This window comes from Bacillus sp. H1a (genome assembly GCF_000633475.1).
Lineage (GTDB): Bacteria > Bacillota > Bacilli > Bacillales > Bacillaceae_G > Bacillus_A > Bacillus_A paramycoides.
This window is the reverse complement of record NZ_AYMH01000042.1, coordinates 72,101-87,710: the sequence shown is the minus strand read 5'-3', so window position 1 is coordinate 87,710 and position 15,610 is coordinate 72,101. Positions and strand designations below refer to the sequence as shown.

Here is a 15,610-nt window from a genome sequence, read left to right as displayed (position 1 = left end):
TCAACTTAATTCTCATTGTCAATGACAATGAGAATTATTTTCAATTTATATATTGACAATCAAAAGATAAGGGCTTAATATCATGCTTGCTATTGAAAAAAATTCTCAATATGTAGGGGGTACATAATGAATTTCATGCAAAAGAAATCGTTTACATTATTTGTATTTTTACTAGCATTTTCACTTCTTTTAAGCGCTTGTGGAAAAACAGATAGCAAAGAAGAAGCAACAAAAGATACTAAAAAAGAAATAATCACTGTAGAGCATGCAATGGGTAAAACAGAAGTTCCTGCTAATCCCAAACGCATCGTTGTCTTAACAAATGAAGGAACAGAAGCTTTACTTGCCCTTGGTGTAACGCCCGTAGGCGCTGCTGAAGCACCTACGGGGAACCCATGGTATCCACATACAAAGGATAAACTAAAAGATGTAAAAACTGTCGGTACTGAGCTTCAAGTTAATGTGGAAACAATCGCTTCTTTAAAACCTGACTTAATCATCGGTAACAAACTTCGCCATGAAAAAGTATACGAGCAGTTAAAAGGCATCGCTCCTACTATCTTTTCAGAAACACTTCGTGGTGAATGGAAGGATAATTTCAAACTTTATGCAAAAGCAGTAAATAAAGAAACAGAAGGTCAAAAGGTTTTAGCTGATTACGAAAAACGTATAAAAGACTTAAAAGGCAAACTTGGGGCTCAAGTAAATCAGGAAATCTCTATGGTTCGCTTCATGCCTGGTGATGTTCGTATTTACCATGGTGATACATTCTCTGGCGTTATTTTAAAAGAGCTTGGTTTCAAACGCCCTGGTGATCAAAATAAAAATGACTTTGCAGAACGTAATGTGTCTAAAGAGCGTATCCCTGCAATGGATGGAGATATCATCTTCTATTTCACATATGATAAAGGTAATGAGAAAAAAGGTTCTGAATTAGAGAAAGATTATATAAATGACCCTCTATTCAAAAATTTAAATGCTTCTAAAAACAATAAAGTATATAAAGTTGATGATGTAATTTGGAATACAGCTGGCGGTGTAATAGCTGCGAACTTAATGCTAGATGACATTGAAAAACGCTTTATTAAATAATACAAAAACCAGCTCCTTCTTTTATGGAGCTGGTTTTTGTATTTCACTGAAATGTCATATTATTTCATTTTGTATTTTTATTCCCAATATGTTATATTATAAAAGTAAATAAAATATATTTTCTTTATATCAGAATAAATATTTTAATCTAAATTTTCTGATTAATCACTATTTTATTTTCTTTTAGAATTCAAATACTACATTTGAAAACGCTTATTATATAGTTTTCAGGGAAAAATACAATAACGGTTGAAGAAAAAATGAATTATTTCAGAAATTTTCTTTCTATTTCCATATAATTCTATTGACTTCTAAATATTTTGTAAATTAAAATGATTACATAAATATCCGTTATACAGGATTAGGGGGAAACAAAAATGGATGCAGCTTTAAAATTAGACAAAGCTGGAGAGCAACAATCACCAAAGAAACATCCACCAGGGTTGTATTTGTTGTTCTTAACAGAAATGTGGGAAAGATTTAGTTATTATGGAATGCGCGGCCTTTTAGTTCTTTATTTAACAACTGCTGCTGTTAGTGGCGGGTTAGGATTTGATAAGGCAGTCGCAGTGCAATTATATGGTACTTTTACAGCGGCGGTATATTTCATGCCAATTATAGGCGGGTGGCTAACTGATCATTATATTACAAGACGTCATGCCATTACTCTCGGCGGAATTATTATGGCAATCGGTAACTTTGTACTATTCTCAATGAATACAAAGACAGGACTATTCCTTGGATTAATACTATTAGTTATTGGTAATGGATTCTTCAAACCAAATATTTCTACACTGTTAGGTGAATTGTATGGTGAAAATGATTCACGTCGTGACAGTGCATTTACTATCTTCTATATGGGTATTAACGTAGGCGCTTTCTTCGCTCCACTTATTTGTGGATTTTTAGCAGAAGATTTCTTTAAAACAAGCGTTGATGGCGTTATTGTTATGGGATATAAATACGGATTCTTAGCAGCTTGTATCGGTATGATTATTGGACAAATTGTTTTCAACTTATTAGCTCCTCGTTACCTTGGTAAAGCAGGAACAATAGTTGTTGGTAAAAAATCAAAAAATCAACCTACAATCGAAAAGAAACCTTTAACAAAACAAGAAAAAAATCGCACTTGGGCAATTGTAATTTTAACTTGTTTCGTAGTATTCTTCTGGGCAGGATTTGAACAAGCTGGTAGTTCTCTAACACTTTATACAAATAAATTTGTTGATCGTACAATTTTTGGATGGGAAGTTCCAACATCTTGGTTCCAATCAGTTAACCCAGCATTCATCGTGCTACTTGCACCATTCGTATCTATGCTATGGTTAAAACTTTCTAAAACAAAACGCGGTGATTTAAAGGTACCAACAAAAATGGCATTAGGTATGATTCTACTAGGTATAGGTTACCTTGTTTTAACATTAGCAGTTCTAAAAACCGGAAGTAATGAAGCTGATATAACTGTTAAAGCAAACTTATTATTCATCGTTATCACTTATCTCTTCCATACAATTGGTGAGTTATTCTTATCACCAATCGGTCTATCAATGGTAAGTGCAATCGCTCCTGTAAAATTAGCATCATTACTAATGGGGGTATGGTTAGCTGGTACGGGTATGGCTAACTGGTTAGCTGGTAAACTTGCTTCCTTTACACAATCATTAGGATACCTTGAAGTATTTGCAAGTATCGGTATTATCGTTATCGTCTTAGGACTTGTACTCCTGCTCTTCTCTAAAAAAGTTGCGAGTATGATGGAATAACGCACAAAAAGACGCTTCTACTAGTAGAAGCGTCTTTTCTATTACTTCTCTTCTAAAGCTGTCACATCCACGTGAACACTTTCTTCAGGATTAGATACATCATACACTTGAGCAATTCCCCTCTGCTCGTCACAGCTCTCAATCCATACTGGTACTCCCTCATATGTAACATCAATTCTACTTGAAGAAGATAATATCTGTTTCACACGTTTTACATCCATACTGTTATTCCTCCTTTTACTTATTACACTCCTTTCTATCTTTTCATTTCCCTTTGGAATATATTCCGTAAAGTAACACTTTGATCGGTAGTCTTTTCCCCCACGTACTAACATTTACTCTCTCAAGCGTTACCATTATTATTTACTTCAAATAAAAAAAGACGTATATTTCACACGTCTTTCTTCCATAATATTCAAAAATTAAGAAAATAATGTTTTTACTACTTCACTTACTTTATCGTTATGAATTTGATAATACACTTCTAACCCACGTCTCTCAAAGCGCACTACTTTATTTTGCTTTAATTTCGTTAAATGCTGTGAAACAGTTGATTGTGGGATTTCTAATACCTCTTGTAATTGTGTTACATTACATGTTCCACGTTGCATTAGTTCCATTACTAGACGTAGACGAAGTGGATGAGCTAATGCTCTTAACATCTGTACGTCTTCTTCTGAAATACGACAGTCAAATTGATTTTGGTTCATAAAGTTCCCCTCATTTTCGTTTTTATTTTCTTATTATTTATTTATATATCTGTTCTTATATTTCCTGTTACGACATAACTTTATCAACCTATAATGCTGAAAAATTTTTCCTCCTTTTATCAGCACACAGTTCAGGAAAAAACCCCTGCTGATTTTGAATATTATACTATATGATATAAAGAAAAAGCAAAACAAAGGGATAGTAATACTTTGCTTGCAAATGTTGATTTATCAGCCTTTTTGTTATATTTTCACATTACTGAAATGTACAGTAATGATATTGTAAAATACCGTCCATAATTGATAACCTATCGTAAAGTAATTTGACCATATTTAACCTCTTTGTTACGATAAAAAGGAAATTTAAGTAAGGAGGAGGATGTAATATTAAAAAATGGTTTATTGTTATTTTCATTAGTATCGCAATTGGCTGGACTATTATCCATAACTTCCTATTAGACAAAAAAGAAGATATAAATTCAGAATCAAACATTCCAATTGGAACTGAAATTGGTAATATCGCCCCTAATTTCCTCCTAGAAACAACAAATGGTCAAGAAGTTCATCTTACAGACTATAGAGGAAAAAAAGTAATATTAAACTTTTGGGCAAGTTGGTGTGGTCCGTGCAAAATAGAAATGCCTGATATGGAAAAGTTTTATCATGATACAAAGGATAAAGGGATTGAAATTGTCGCTGTAAATGCAACAGCTACTGAAAAAGATCCGAGTAATGTAAAACAATTTCTTGAAGAAAACAAATACACTTTCCCCGTCCTATTAGATCAGAAAGGACAAGCAGGTGCCGCATATCAAATCATCAGCATTCCAACATCTTTTATTATTGATACAAAAGGTGTCATTCAATATAAGCATGTAGGACCAATGACATATGAAAAAATGAAAGAATATGCAAATAATTTATAAAAGCGTACTCAAATCGATTTGAGTACGCTTTTTGTCTACTTTATGAACAAAATTTTACTTTTAACACTATTATGGAATAATTATACTTTTTTACGTTGACAATAGTGTTGAAGGAGAATATACTAAGCATGTAAGTTGATTGTGAATAGTTTCACAAATAATGTGAATTTCTTCACATATAATAGATAGGAGTTGTCATTATTATGAGTACTTGGACACAAATTTATGACCCATTAAACAATATTTGGTTATCTGCACTAATCGCAGCACTTCCAATTTTCTGCTTCATCATTTGTTTAGTGGGATTCAAAATGAAAGGTTACATCGCTGGTCTTTACAGTGTAATTGTTGCTATTATCCTTGCAATATTTGTTTATAAAATGCCTGCAACTGCAGCAGTAGCATCTGCCGGATTCGGGGTTTTATCTGGATTTTATCCAATTTGTACTATCGTTATCGCAGCTATCTTCCTTTACAAATTAACTGTTAAAACAGAACAATTCAATGTCATTCGTGATAGCATTTCAAGTATTACAAATGATCAACGTTTACAAGTATTATTAATCGCTTATTCTTTCGGTGCTTTCTTAGAAGGCGCAGCTGGTTTCGGTGTTCCAGTTGCTATTACAGCTGCATTACTTGTAGGTATGGGCTTTAATCCATTAAAAGCAGCAGGTATTTGTTTAGTAGCTAACATCGCTGGTGGTGCTATGGGTGCTATGGGTATTCCAGTTACAGTACCTGCACAATTAACTGGGCTAGATGCATTAACTGTCGGTCGTCAAGCAGTTTACATTTTGCCATTCATTAGCGTTATTTTACCATTCTTACTTGTTTCAATGGTCGATGGAATTAAAGGTATTAAAGAAACTTGGCAAGGTATTCTTGTAAGTGGTGTTTCTTTCGCGATTACTCAGTTCCTTGTAACTTACTTCTTAGGCGCTGAACTTACTAATATTTTCGCAGCAGTCGTAAGTATGGTCGCTCTTACATTATTCTTACGTGTTTGGCAACCAAAATCTTCTGCTAAAGAAGAAAAACAAGAAGAAAAAGAATCTCATACATTCAATCAAATTTTATATGCTTGGTCTCCATTCGTATTCTTAACTGCATTTGTAACAATCTTTAATTTAAAACCAATTAAAGCTTTATTTGCTCCGGATGGTCCATTGGCAAACTTAGTATTTAACATTCAATTCCCTGGTCTTCATAATCAAGTTATAAAAACTGCACCAATCACAAAAGCTGATGCACCTTTCGCAGCTATTTTCAAACTAGATGTATTCTCTTCTACAACTACTGCGATTGTATTAGCAATTATCGTTTCACTTATCGTCTACCGTGTAAACGGCAAAATGATCAAAGAATTAATGATTGAAACAATAAAAGAATTAAAAGTTCCAGTATATACAATTTGTAGCGTTATCGCTTTAGCTTATGTAGAGAACTACTCTGGTATGTCATCTACACTTGGACTTGCATTCTCTTCTACTGGAAATGCATTCCCTATTCTTTCTCCAATCTTAGGATGGATTGGCGTATTCATTACAGGTTCAGTAGTATCTAGTGGTTCACTATTCGCACCACTTCAAGCAGTAACTGCAGACCAATTAAACATCGTTCCATCTACTCTCGTTTCATTAAACGTAGTTGGTGGTACAATAGCAAAAATGGTTTCACCACAATCTGTAGCAGTTGCTTGTGCGGCAGTTGGACTAGTTGGTAAAGAATCTGCTCTATTTAAAATAGTGATGAAATATAGTTTAATCTTCTTAGCTATTATTAGCTTACTTCAATTAAATTCTGTATTTAATATCTTTTAAAAATAAAACACCGATCCAAACGGATCGGTGTTTTTTACATTACATTTTTTTATTCTTTAATAAAGAAGCTCCAGCAATTTCAGGATGCGTCATTTCATATGGATCCAAAATAATATCCAATTCTTCAGCTGTCAGTACACCATGTTCTAAACATAACTCCCTAACAGATTTTCCTGTTTCAATTGCTTCACGTGCAATACGAGATGCTGCTTCATAGCCAATATGAGGATTAACCGCTGTAATAATCCCAACACTTTTCTCAACATATTGCTTCAGCAACTCTTCATTCGCTGTAATTCCTTTAATACAATATTCACGGAATACACGGAATCCGTTATTCATAATACTGATAGATTGAATTAAATTAAATACAAGTACAGGCTCCATTACGTTTAACTCTAATTGTCCTGCTTCTGACGCTAAACAAATTGTATGATCGTTTCCGATTACTTGGAAAGCGACTTGGTTAATTACTTCTGCCATAACTGGATTTACTTTACCTGGCATAATAGATGAACCTGGCTGACGAGCTGGTAATTGAATCTCAGCCAATCCAACACGTGGACCAGATGCCATAATGCGAAGATCGTTTGCAATTTTAGACATATTCATCATACATACTTTTAGCGCTGCAGATACTTCTGTGTATGCATCTGTATTTTGCGTTGCATCAACTAAGTGCTCTGCACCAACAAGAGGGAATCCACTAAAAGTTCGTAAATGTTTTACCACTTGTTCAATGTAAGTAGGATTTGCATTTAATCCTGTACCAACAGCTGTCGCTCCCATATTCACTTCATATAAATGTTGACGAGACTGTTTAATTCTTTTTATATCACGCTCAAGCACTCGGCTATACGCTTCAAATTCTTGTCCAAGACGAATCGGAACTGCATCTTGTAAATGTGTACGTCCCATTTTAATTACGTGATCAAACTCTTTTGCCTTATCACGAAAAGCAGAATGAAGTTCTTCCATTGTAACAAGTAGTTCTTTTAGCATCATAAGAGTTGCAATATGAATCCCCGTTGGGAACGCATCATTTGTCGATTGTGCCATGTTCACATGAGTATTTGGGCTAATTTTCGTATACTCACCTTTTTCATATCCCATACGCTCTAACGCTCTGTTAGCAATGACTTCATTTGTATTCATATTAATTGAAGTCCCTGCCCCGCCCTGAATCGGATCTACGATAAACTGATCATGGAACTTTCCATCAACAATCTCTTGTGCAGCTTCTGCAATTTCTTGTCCGATATCTTTAGCTAAATATCCTGTGTCCATATTTGCGAGTGCAGCCGCTTTTTTCACAATTGCCATCGCTGTAATGAGTGACGGATGAATGCGATACCCTGTAATCGGAAAGTTCTCTACAGCACGTAACGTTTGTACGCCGTAATAAGCTACATTCGGTACTTCCTTTTCACCTAAAAAATCTTTTTCGATACGTATATCCTTCGTTGCTATCATTTTTCATCACCTATACTTTTCATTCTAAATCCTTATTTGAAAATTCCCCCTATAAAAATACGAGTATTATAAGAAGAATTCATCATCATCCACCTTCACTATATAGCACCTTTTTTGAAAGCGCAAACATTTAATTTTCTATATATCCCTTTTATTAAAGGCTACATGATAGAAAGCCCATTCATTCCTCTACTTTCTTTATTTCCACTCGCTTAATTTGATGCATATCCTTTTCAAGAACTTTGAACTGAATGCCATGTTTCTCAATAATGTCCCCCTCAGCAACGATTTGCTTTTGCATCATAATCCAACCACCAATTGTATCAACATCATCCGCGACTAGATGTATACCAAATAAATCATTTACTTCGCTAATAAGTACTTTCCCCTCTACGATTTTACATACTTCACTTATATGTTCTATAGGTGGAGCCTCATCCTCATCGTATTCATCTCGGATTTCTCCAACAATTTCCTCTAAGATATCTTCTAGTGTGACAATCCCTGCTGTACCACCATATTCATCATATAATACAGCTAGTGGTATTCGCCTTCTTTGCATTTGTAATAATAAATCATGAATCGGGATATTTTCTAACACTTCAATAACCGGCCGTGTATACGGTGTAATTGAGCACTCTTCATCTCGATTCCCATCCATATAACGAATAAATAAGTCCTTTACATTAACCATCCCAATAATTTCATCTTTATCTTCACCAAGTACAGGATATCTCGTGTACTTTTCTTGTGCGATTACTTTAATATGTGTCTCAAATGGCTCATCCTCATATAGACCAACAACTTCAGTACGAGGTACCATAATTTCCTTTGCTACTCTATTATCGAATTCAAAGATGTTATTTACATATTTAAATTCTGTTTGATTAATCTCACCACTCTCATAACTTTCAGATAAGATTAATCTTAGTTCCTCTTCTGAATGCGCTACTTCATGTTCAGAAGCAGGATGTAAGCCAAATAAGCCTGTCACAAGTCGGGCAGAGCCATTTAAAGTCCATATAAATGGATACATAACCCGGTAAAAATAAATAAGCGGTTGTGCTAATAATAAACTAACTTGCTCTGCTTTTTGGATAGCGAACGTCTTTGGAGCAAGTTCACCAATGACAACATGTAAAAATGTAATAACTGCAAATGCAATAATAAATGAAATCGTACTTGCAATTGCGGAAGATAGATGCATTTTAAAAAACAGTGGTTCGAGTAAATGTTTAATCGTCGGCTCTCCTAACCACCCAAGCCCTAAAGCAGTAATCGTAATACCTAGCTGACATGCCGATAAATATTCATCTAAATTTGAAGTTACTTTTTTAGCTGCTAATGCTCCTCGTCTTTTTTCAATAACAAGTTGATCGATACGACTGCTACGTACCTTTATAATTGCAAATTCTATAGCAACAAAGAAACCTGTTAATGCTATAAGAATAGCTACCATCAATAATTTTAAAATATCCACGTATGTCCTTTAGCTTTCTTAGCTAAAGTTACACCTCCTTTAAAAAAGAAGTTTCACTTTAGTTTCTTCATTTACTTGAAAGCAACCCCATATAAAATTCACCAATTTTCAGCTTTCATACAGTTCTAATGGTAAACTGTCGGGGTCTTGGAAAAAGACGAATTTTTTTCCCGTTATTTCATCAACACGTATCAATTCTGTCTCAACCCCGCATTGATTTAAATGTTTAACAGCTTCTTCTATATCAGTAACAGCAAAGGCTAAATGTCTAAGTCCAGCGGCCTCTGGAAAGCTTTGACGCTTCGGTGGACTTTGGAATGAAAATAATTCAATTTGATACTCTTCTCCTACACATAAATCTAACTTATAAGAATTTCGTTCCTTTCTGTATACTTCATTTATCGCTTTAAAACCTAATATTCTCGTATAAAAATCCTTTGACACTTCATAATTTGAACAAATAATTGCAACGTGATGTACTCTACATATGTTCATGATTCTTTTATTCCTCTCTTTACTAAACATGCATATTCTCCCTTTAATTGAAAAACATATATATCAGAATATCTCTTTTAGGGGGCTTATTATGAAATTTATCACTTTTTTCGTCGGACTTATCGTTGTTTTTTTCCTCGCCTATATTGCTAGTAACAATAAAAAACATATTAAATTCAAACCAATTTTCATCATGCTTATTATACAGTTAATTTTAACCTATTTATTATTAAATACAGAAATCGGCCTCGTACTTATTACGATAATTTCTAATTTGTTTACAAAGTTACTCGACTACGCTGCATCCGGTATAAACTTTGTATTTGGCGGTCTTGCAAACAAAGGAGAAATGCCATTTTTCCTTAACGTGTTATTACCGATTGTCTTTATTTCCGTCTTAATTGGTATATTACAACATTTCAAAATACTGCCATTCTTCATTCATTGGATTGGTTTCTTTCTCAGTAAAATAAATGGTCTTGGGAAATTAGAATCTTACAATGCCATCGCTTCTGCTATTGTCGGTCAATCAGAAGTTTTTATTACGGTAAAAAAACAATTAGCTCAAATCCCAAAACATCGACTTTATACACTTTGCGCCTCTGCTATGTCCACAGTATCTATGTCCATTGTCGGTGCCTATATGACGATGATTGAACCAAAATATGTAGTAACCGCACTCGTTCTCAATTTATTTAGCGGTTTTATTATCGTACTCATTATTAACCCCTATGACGTTAACGATGATGAAGATATTTTGGAAATAAAAGGTGAAAAGCAAAGCTTTTTTGAAATGCTTGGAGAATACATCCTCGATGGTTTTCGCGTAGCAATTGTCGTCGGCGCTATGCTTATTGGATTCGTCGCATTAATGAGTTGCATTAATAACCTATTCCTCATTATATTCGGCATTACTTTCCAACAACTAATAGGTTATGTATTCGCTCCAATCGCATTCCTTATCGGCGTACCAAGTTCTGAAATTGTCACAGCTGGTAGCATTATGGCAACTAAACTTGTAACAAATGAATTCGTAGCAATGATGGATCTTAGCAAAATTTCCAGTACTCTCTCTATCCGTACAGTTGGTATTATTTCTGTCTTCCTCGTTTCTTTTGCCAACTTCTCTTCCATTGGAATTATCTCAGGTGCGGTAAAAGGGTTAAACGAAGAACAAGGAAATGTCGTTGCCCGATTTGGTCTAAAATTATTATACGGAGCTACTCTTGTTAGTATTTTATCTGCGATTATTGTAAGTATTATGCTGTAATTAGGTAAAATTTTATCATTTTCTTATTCTTATCTTTTGTATACAATAACGAATAGGTGTCTTATAAATAATCAAGACATCTATTTTTTATACATGTACAATCCCTTTTATTTAGCGTACAATTTTTTTTATGTGTTTTAATACGCTTCTAGATGTATACACTTTGATTGTTTTAAAGGAGAAAAAATGATGAAATCCGACATGAACAAAGAAACTCGAGCCACAAAAGGACGTTCAAAGAAAAAACGCCTACTTTGGTTCATTCTTATTCCATTACTTATTGTAGCAATGGGAGCAGGAGGTTACTCCTTCCACATATATAGTAAAGCAAAATCCGTCTTAAGCAACGCCTATTCTGAATTGGGCCGAGGAGATAAATCCAGCAAACGTGAAAAAGCTGTTAAACCTATGACTGACAATATTTCTGTTCTTATCATGGGTGTAGATGAAAGTGATATCAGGGAAAAAGATTACGGAAAAGCAACTCGTACGGACGCTTTATTACTTGCAACAATTAATAAAAATGATAAATCCGTTAAACTTGTCAGCATTCCACGTGACTCACGTGTTTACATTAAGTCACGTGATAAATATGATAAAATTACACATGCACACGTATTTGGTGGTGTAGACAGTACAATTGATACAGTGGAAAATTTTTTAGATGTCCCAGTTGATTACTATGTAAAATTTAATTTCAAATCCTTTATCAATATTGTTGATTCCCTTGGAGGTATTACTGTCGACGTTCCAGTTGAGTGCACAGAACAAAATAGTAGCGACGAAGCAAATGCTATTCACCTCAAAAAAGGACGCCAACATTTAAATGGAGAAGAAGCACTTGCACTAGCTAGAACTCGTCATATTGATAGTGATTATATGCGTGGTCAACGACAACAACTTGTTTTGGAAGCTATTGCCGAAAAAGCACTATCGCTCAATTCCATTAATAAAATCGGAAGCTTATTAGATGCTGTCGATAACGACTTAAAAACAAATTTAGCTTTTGATGATATGATGGCTATTGCCAAAAATTCAATGGATTCAAAATTAAAAATGGATAAGCTACAAGTAGAAGGTACTGATAAATATATAGGTGGTATTTATTATTACGTTCCGAACGAAAAAAGCGTTCAGGATATATCGACAACACTACAAGAACATCTTGGTGTTACGAATAAAAATGAGCATAAAAAATTATAATAAAAAGGCTGCTAGATTTTTCTAAGCAGCCTTTTTATTATAACTTTCAACATATTTCGCATGCATATTGTGACAAAAAGAGACAATTATTACAACAGTGTAACATTTTTTATGAAAACATTACACACACAGTAAAAATAATAGTATACTAGTACATACATAATGTTATTTTCATCATTTTTATACAAAATATGTAATACATATATTTATACATAAATTTCTGGGGGGAAATAAATGAAGCTAAGCAAAATACTAATCGGCTCCGCTATTGCTGGTGGCATATTACTTTGTGTAGGTGGCGTTGGTGGATATCAATATGTATCCAAACTAAATAATCAATTAGATACAACTGCACTACCAAACACTACATTTGAAGGTATTTCTCTTGATGGAAAAAATAAAGCAGATATACAAGCAATTGTTAATCAAAAGGTGAATGAATTAAATCAAAAATCTCTTAACTACACATTCCAAAACGATAAACAAACTTACATATGGAAGGATTTAGGAGTAGATTATAAAGAAAAAGATATTGTCGACAAAATCTTTAAAGAACAAGAAGGAACCGTAATGAATCGTTACAAAATGCGCAAGCAAGCTGAAAATGGGGAAATAAAACGCGACTATAAATTAACACCACAATTAAATACAACAGCTTATGAAGCCTTTATAAAAGATAAATATAATGAAACATTAAAAAATCCTGTTAATGCAGAATTAAGTGTGGAAGGTTCAACAGTAAATATTAGTCAAAGTCAAAATGGGGAAAAAATTGATAAAGGAAAATTAACTGATTTAACGAAGCAAGCTATTACTACTGGTAAATCAGATGTTTTATTACCGGTTACACTAATAAAACCAGAACGGTCTACAGAAGATATACAGAAAATGGGGATTAAAGAAGTCATTGCTGAATATTCTACTCCAATGGCTGGCCGTAATGGAAGTCAATCTTTTAACGTAAATAAGTCAGCTAATACTTTAAGTGGAGCTATTGTAGCACCTGATGAAACATTTAGTTTTAACGGACGTGTTGGCGTAACTGATGCTGCACATGGGTATAAATCCGCAGCTGTATACTTGCAAGGTAAAGTTATACAAAGTGCTGGCGGGGGAGTTTGCCAAGTAAGTAGCACATTATATAGCGCAGCTTTAAGAGCTGACTTAGGAATTGTAGCTCGAAGCAACCATTCTATGCCTGTACATTACTTACCACTTGGCCAAGATGCAGCAGTGGCAGATTATGGACCTGATTTAAAATTTAAAAACAATACTGGGAATTATATTTACATTCAAGCCTTTTCAAATGGAGGTAGTATTACTGCACGCATTTTCGGTACAGCTACTGGGAAAGATGTGGACGTTTCTTCTAAAGTGATTAGTGAGACTGGCGATAAAATTACGGCTGTGACATATAAAAAAGTAACACAAAACGGTGAAGTAATCTCAAATGGACAAATTTCAAAAAGCGTATATAAAAAGACGTGATTACTCACGCCTTTTTCTTTTGCAATAATAGTATAAAACTTTCAAGATGATCTTTCGTTTCTTCTAAAGACCACATACGATTTCCTTGCTTCGCAGCTAATACGCAGGCTTCTTCCCACGCGTTCTTTTTCTTCATATATAATAATTCGTCTCGTAATTTCGAAACAATTTCTTCTTCTTCTTGTTCTAAAAACTCTTCCATCACACTTACTATTTCATTCTCATGGATGCTTAACGTACAATACGATTTGAGAAAGTATTGTAATGTCGTATACATGTTTACTCCCCCCTTCTTATTTGTCAGATGGATAAGAAGTAACAATCTTAAATCCTAATTCCCCTGACTTATCTCTCGCTAAAACAGTTACAGTCTTTACTAGTTTGTCTTTTACATTCATATTTTTCTTTATTACCGTTTTTCCAACCGGGAATGAATGAGTTGTATTTAATACAAGACGAGCCTCTTTAGAATTTTTCAACCAATCCTGAATTTCCTTATCGTGTTGCTTCAAACTATCTTTTACAGCTTTCGTCGCTGTTTCTTTATCATAGTATGTACTTGCTGCTGATACTTTATCTGTCTTCAAACGATTCTTCAAATCTTCTTCTGATTTGCCTACATGCCTTTCAATCGTATGACCATTTTTAGGTGGCCCTTCCATTTGATCTAAAATATTATCACTAATTTTCTCTACTGACGTAGCTTGATTCCCTGTTTGTTTCTCTGTTTTTTGTTCTTTTCCTGCACATCCACTTAAGATCAGCATGAATGCCAATAAACTACTCAAGAAAAGACTGCTTATTCGTTTCATCATATCACCTCTTCCATGATTATTATCGTAACTTCATTAAAAGTCAATTTCGCATAGAAAAAAACATGCAAATTTTAAATATCTACACTTATTTCTATACATACTAAACCACATCTTTACTACACAATTGTACTTTTTTACAATTTCTCATTCATTTTCTAAACTCACTGGCCTAATTTCATCAAATCCAACGTTTTTGCACTTTTTAAAAATATACCCCGATGAATTTCAAATTATTTCCCGAAGAAATCCACCCTATATATACTCAATAATCCCTTTATTCAAAGGATTTATTCAAACTTTATAAAACCAATAAATATACCCCTTATTTTATATACCCAATACCCTTATAAGGTATACGAGTGGTGTTTTATCAACAAATATCTATATTATGTAAATTTCCACTTGCCTATACTATAGAAATATGGTGTAATGCAAAAAAAAGATAAAGGATCTTATAACTATGGCAGAAACGATTCAAAACTTCTTAATGGAATATTACTCAATTGCAATACCACTTAGTCTCTTAATCAATGTTGTTATTAGCTTATTAGGGGTTATTCCAAGCATCTTTTTGACCGCTATTAACATACAGCTTTTCGGTTTAACTAACGGAACTATTATTTCAATCGTTGGCGAAGCGTTAGGAGCTATTATCTCGTTTTATATTTATCGCTTAGGCCTTCAAAAATTCACTCACAATAAAGTAAATAAGTACCCACAAGTAGAACGCCTCCTTTATGTAGAAGGTAAAGAAGCCTTCCTACTCGTTCTATCGTTTCGGTTGATACCTTTCATTCCATCAAGCATCGTCACTTTATTTGCAGCTCTAGGGAATATGTCATTACTCTCCTTCAGTATCGCCAGTACAATAGGGAAAATACCGGCCTTATTGATCGAAGTATATTCGGCATACCAAGTTATGAATGGAACAAATGAAGCGAAGTGGATTGTAACAATCGCAGGTTGTATCGGATTATTTTATTTGTGGAAAAAATGGAGAAAAAAATAAAGAAGGAGCTTATGCTCCTTCTTTATTTTTTTGAAGTATATTCTATTAATACATATCTCTTAC

15 protein-coding genes are annotated in these 15,610 nt (G+C 33.9%); 8 read left to right on the top strand and 7 right to left on the bottom strand.

The genetic code is table 11. The features are described from left to right. Nucleotides 1-126: 126 nt before the first annotated feature. Together U860_RS0119315 and U860_RS0119310 are read left to right on the top strand one after the other, a co-directional pair. The gene (locus U860_RS0119315) at nt 127-1,092 is read left to right on the top strand and encodes an iron-siderophore ABC transporter substrate-binding protein (RefSeq protein ID WP_025149784.1); all 966 of its coding nucleotides are present in this window, start codon (nt 127-129) and stop codon (nt 1,090-1,092) included. 377 nt (nt 1,093-1,469) lie between these two features. Continuing rightward, nucleotides 1,470-2,855: a peptide MFS transporter gene (locus U860_RS0119310; RefSeq protein WP_025149783.1), complete on the top strand. Its 1,386-nt coding sequence runs from the start codon at nt 1,470-1,472 to the stop codon at nt 2,853-2,855. A gap of 41 nt (nt 2,856-2,896) precedes the next feature. On the opposite strand, the gene U860_RS0119305 is transcribed toward U860_RS0119310, so the two are convergent. Continuing rightward, nucleotides 2,897-3,076, bottom strand: coding sequence for an acid-soluble spore protein H (locus U860_RS0119305; protein WP_025149782.1), 180 nt, complete (start codon nt 3,074-3,076; stop codon nt 2,897-2,899). Nucleotides 3,077-3,277: 201 nt separating this feature from the next. After that, nucleotides 3,278-3,565, bottom strand: a complete 288-nt coding sequence (locus tag U860_RS0119300) for a metalloregulator ArsR/SmtB family transcription factor (RefSeq protein WP_001075217.1) — start codon at nt 3,563-3,565, stop codon at nt 3,278-3,280. Nucleotides 3,566-3,951: 386 nt separating this feature from the next. Here U860_RS0119300 and U860_RS0119295 point away from each other — a divergent pair, with 386 nt between their 5' ends. Both U860_RS0119295 and U860_RS0119290 read left to right on the top strand, forming a co-directional pair. Beyond that, complete coding sequence (locus U860_RS0119295; RefSeq protein ID WP_321203011.1) at nt 3,952-4,491, top strand: redoxin domain-containing protein; 540 nt, start codon at nt 3,952-3,954, stop codon at nt 4,489-4,491. A gap of 203 nt (nt 4,492-4,694) precedes the next feature. Continuing rightward, nucleotides 4,695-6,314, top strand: coding sequence for a lactate permease LctP family transporter (locus U860_RS0119290; protein ID WP_025149780.1), 1,620 nt, complete (start codon nt 4,695-4,697; stop codon nt 6,312-6,314). A 39-nt stretch (nt 6,315-6,353) separates the two neighbouring features. Here the strand turns inward: U860_RS0119290 and aspA are convergent, their stop codons facing one another. From aspA to U860_RS0119275, 3 genes are all read right to left on the bottom strand, one after another. Further along, entirely contained in the window at nt 6,354-7,787 is a 1,434-nt protein-coding gene (gene aspA, locus U860_RS0119285; protein ID WP_002174830.1) for an aspartate ammonia-lyase, read from the bottom strand. Nucleotides 7,788-7,968: 181 nt separating this feature from the next. Beyond that, nucleotides 7,969-9,267 (bottom strand): hemolysin family protein, encoded by a 1,299-nt coding sequence (locus tag U860_RS0119280; protein WP_025149779.1) that lies wholly within the window; start codon nt 9,265-9,267, stop codon nt 7,969-7,971. 108 nt (nt 9,268-9,375) lie between these two features. Beyond that, nucleotides 9,376-9,762, bottom strand: a complete 387-nt coding sequence (locus U860_RS0119275) for a VOC family protein (protein WP_025149778.1) — start codon at nt 9,760-9,762, stop codon at nt 9,376-9,378. A 91-nt stretch (nt 9,763-9,853) separates the two neighbouring features. Between U860_RS0119275 and U860_RS0119270 the strand changes: the two genes are divergently transcribed. The 3 genes from U860_RS0119270 to U860_RS0119260 all read left to right on the top strand — a co-directional run bounded on the left by U860_RS0119270 (nt 9,854) and on the right by U860_RS0119260 (nt 13,723). After that, the gene (locus U860_RS0119270; protein WP_025149777.1) at nt 9,854-11,032 is read left to right on the top strand and encodes a nucleoside transporter C-terminal domain-containing protein; all 1,179 of its coding nucleotides are present in this window, start codon (nt 9,854-9,856) and stop codon (nt 11,030-11,032) included. A 186-nt stretch (nt 11,033-11,218) separates the two neighbouring features. Further along, on the top strand, nt 11,219-12,235 hold the full coding sequence (locus U860_RS0119265; RefSeq protein ID WP_025149776.1) for an LCP family protein: 1,017 nt from the start codon (nt 11,219-11,221) through the stop codon (nt 12,233-12,235). Nucleotides 12,236-12,469: 234 nt separating this feature from the next. After that, nucleotides 12,470-13,723, top strand: a complete 1,254-nt coding sequence (locus U860_RS0119260) for a VanW family protein (RefSeq protein ID WP_025149775.1) — start codon at nt 12,470-12,472, stop codon at nt 13,721-13,723. Nucleotides 13,724-13,727: 4 nt separating this feature from the next. On the opposite strand, the gene U860_RS0119255 is transcribed toward U860_RS0119260, so the two are convergent. Then, entirely contained in the window at nt 13,728-14,000 is a 273-nt protein-coding gene (locus U860_RS0119255; RefSeq protein WP_025149774.1) for a hypothetical protein, read from the bottom strand. 16 nt (nt 14,001-14,016) lie between these two features. Then, a complete protein-coding gene (locus tag U860_RS0119250; RefSeq protein ID WP_025149773.1) occupies nt 14,017-14,535 on the bottom strand; it encodes an RNase A-like domain-containing lipoprotein in 519 nt (172 codons plus the stop codon). A gap of 463 nt (nt 14,536-14,998) precedes the next feature. Here U860_RS0119250 and U860_RS0119245 point away from each other — a divergent pair, with 463 nt between their 5' ends. After that, a complete protein-coding gene (locus tag U860_RS0119245; RefSeq protein WP_025149772.1) occupies nt 14,999-15,547 on the top strand; it encodes a VTT domain-containing protein in 549 nt (182 codons plus the stop codon). Nucleotides 15,548-15,610 lie beyond the last annotated feature (63 nt).

What these genes read in the sequence shown, in the direction of transcription:
- U860_RS0119315 (WP_025149784.1), top strand. Translation starts at nt 127, where the DNA reads ATGAATTTCATGCAAAAGAAATCGTTTACATTATTTGTATTTTTACTA.
- U860_RS0119310 (WP_025149783.1), top strand. Translation starts at nt 1,470, where the DNA reads ATGGATGCAGCTTTAAAATTAGACAAAGCTGGAGAGCAACAATCACCA.
- U860_RS0119305 (WP_025149782.1), bottom strand. Translation starts at nt 3,076, where the DNA reads ATGGATGTAAAACGTGTGAAACAGATATTATCTTCTTCAAGTAGAATT.
- U860_RS0119300 (WP_001075217.1), bottom strand. Translation starts at nt 3,565, where the DNA reads ATGAACCAAAATCAATTTGACTGTCGTATTTCAGAAGAAGACGTACAG.
- U860_RS0119290 (WP_025149780.1), top strand. Translation starts at nt 4,695, where the DNA reads ATGAGTACTTGGACACAAATTTATGACCCATTAAACAATATTTGGTTA.
- aspA (WP_002174830.1), bottom strand. Translation starts at nt 7,787, where the DNA reads ATGATAGCAACGAAGGATATACGTATCGAAAAAGATTTTTTAGGTGAA.
- U860_RS0119275 (WP_025149778.1), bottom strand. Translation starts at nt 9,762, where the DNA reads ATGAACATATGTAGAGTACATCACGTTGCAATTATTTGTTCAAATTAT.
- U860_RS0119270 (WP_025149777.1), top strand. Translation starts at nt 9,854, where the DNA reads ATGAAATTTATCACTTTTTTCGTCGGACTTATCGTTGTTTTTTTCCTC.
- U860_RS0119265 (WP_025149776.1), top strand. Translation starts at nt 11,219, where the DNA reads ATGATGAAATCCGACATGAACAAAGAAACTCGAGCCACAAAAGGACGT.
- U860_RS0119260 (WP_025149775.1), top strand. Translation starts at nt 12,470, where the DNA reads ATGAAGCTAAGCAAAATACTAATCGGCTCCGCTATTGCTGGTGGCATA.
- U860_RS0119255 (WP_025149774.1), bottom strand. Translation starts at nt 14,000, where the DNA reads ATGTATACGACATTACAATACTTTCTCAAATCGTATTGTACGTTAAGC.
- U860_RS0119250 (WP_025149773.1), bottom strand. Translation starts at nt 14,535, where the DNA reads ATGAAACGAATAAGCAGTCTTTTCTTGAGTAGTTTATTGGCATTCATG.
- U860_RS0119245 (WP_025149772.1), top strand. Translation starts at nt 14,999, where the DNA reads ATGGCAGAAACGATTCAAAACTTCTTAATGGAATATTACTCAATTGCA.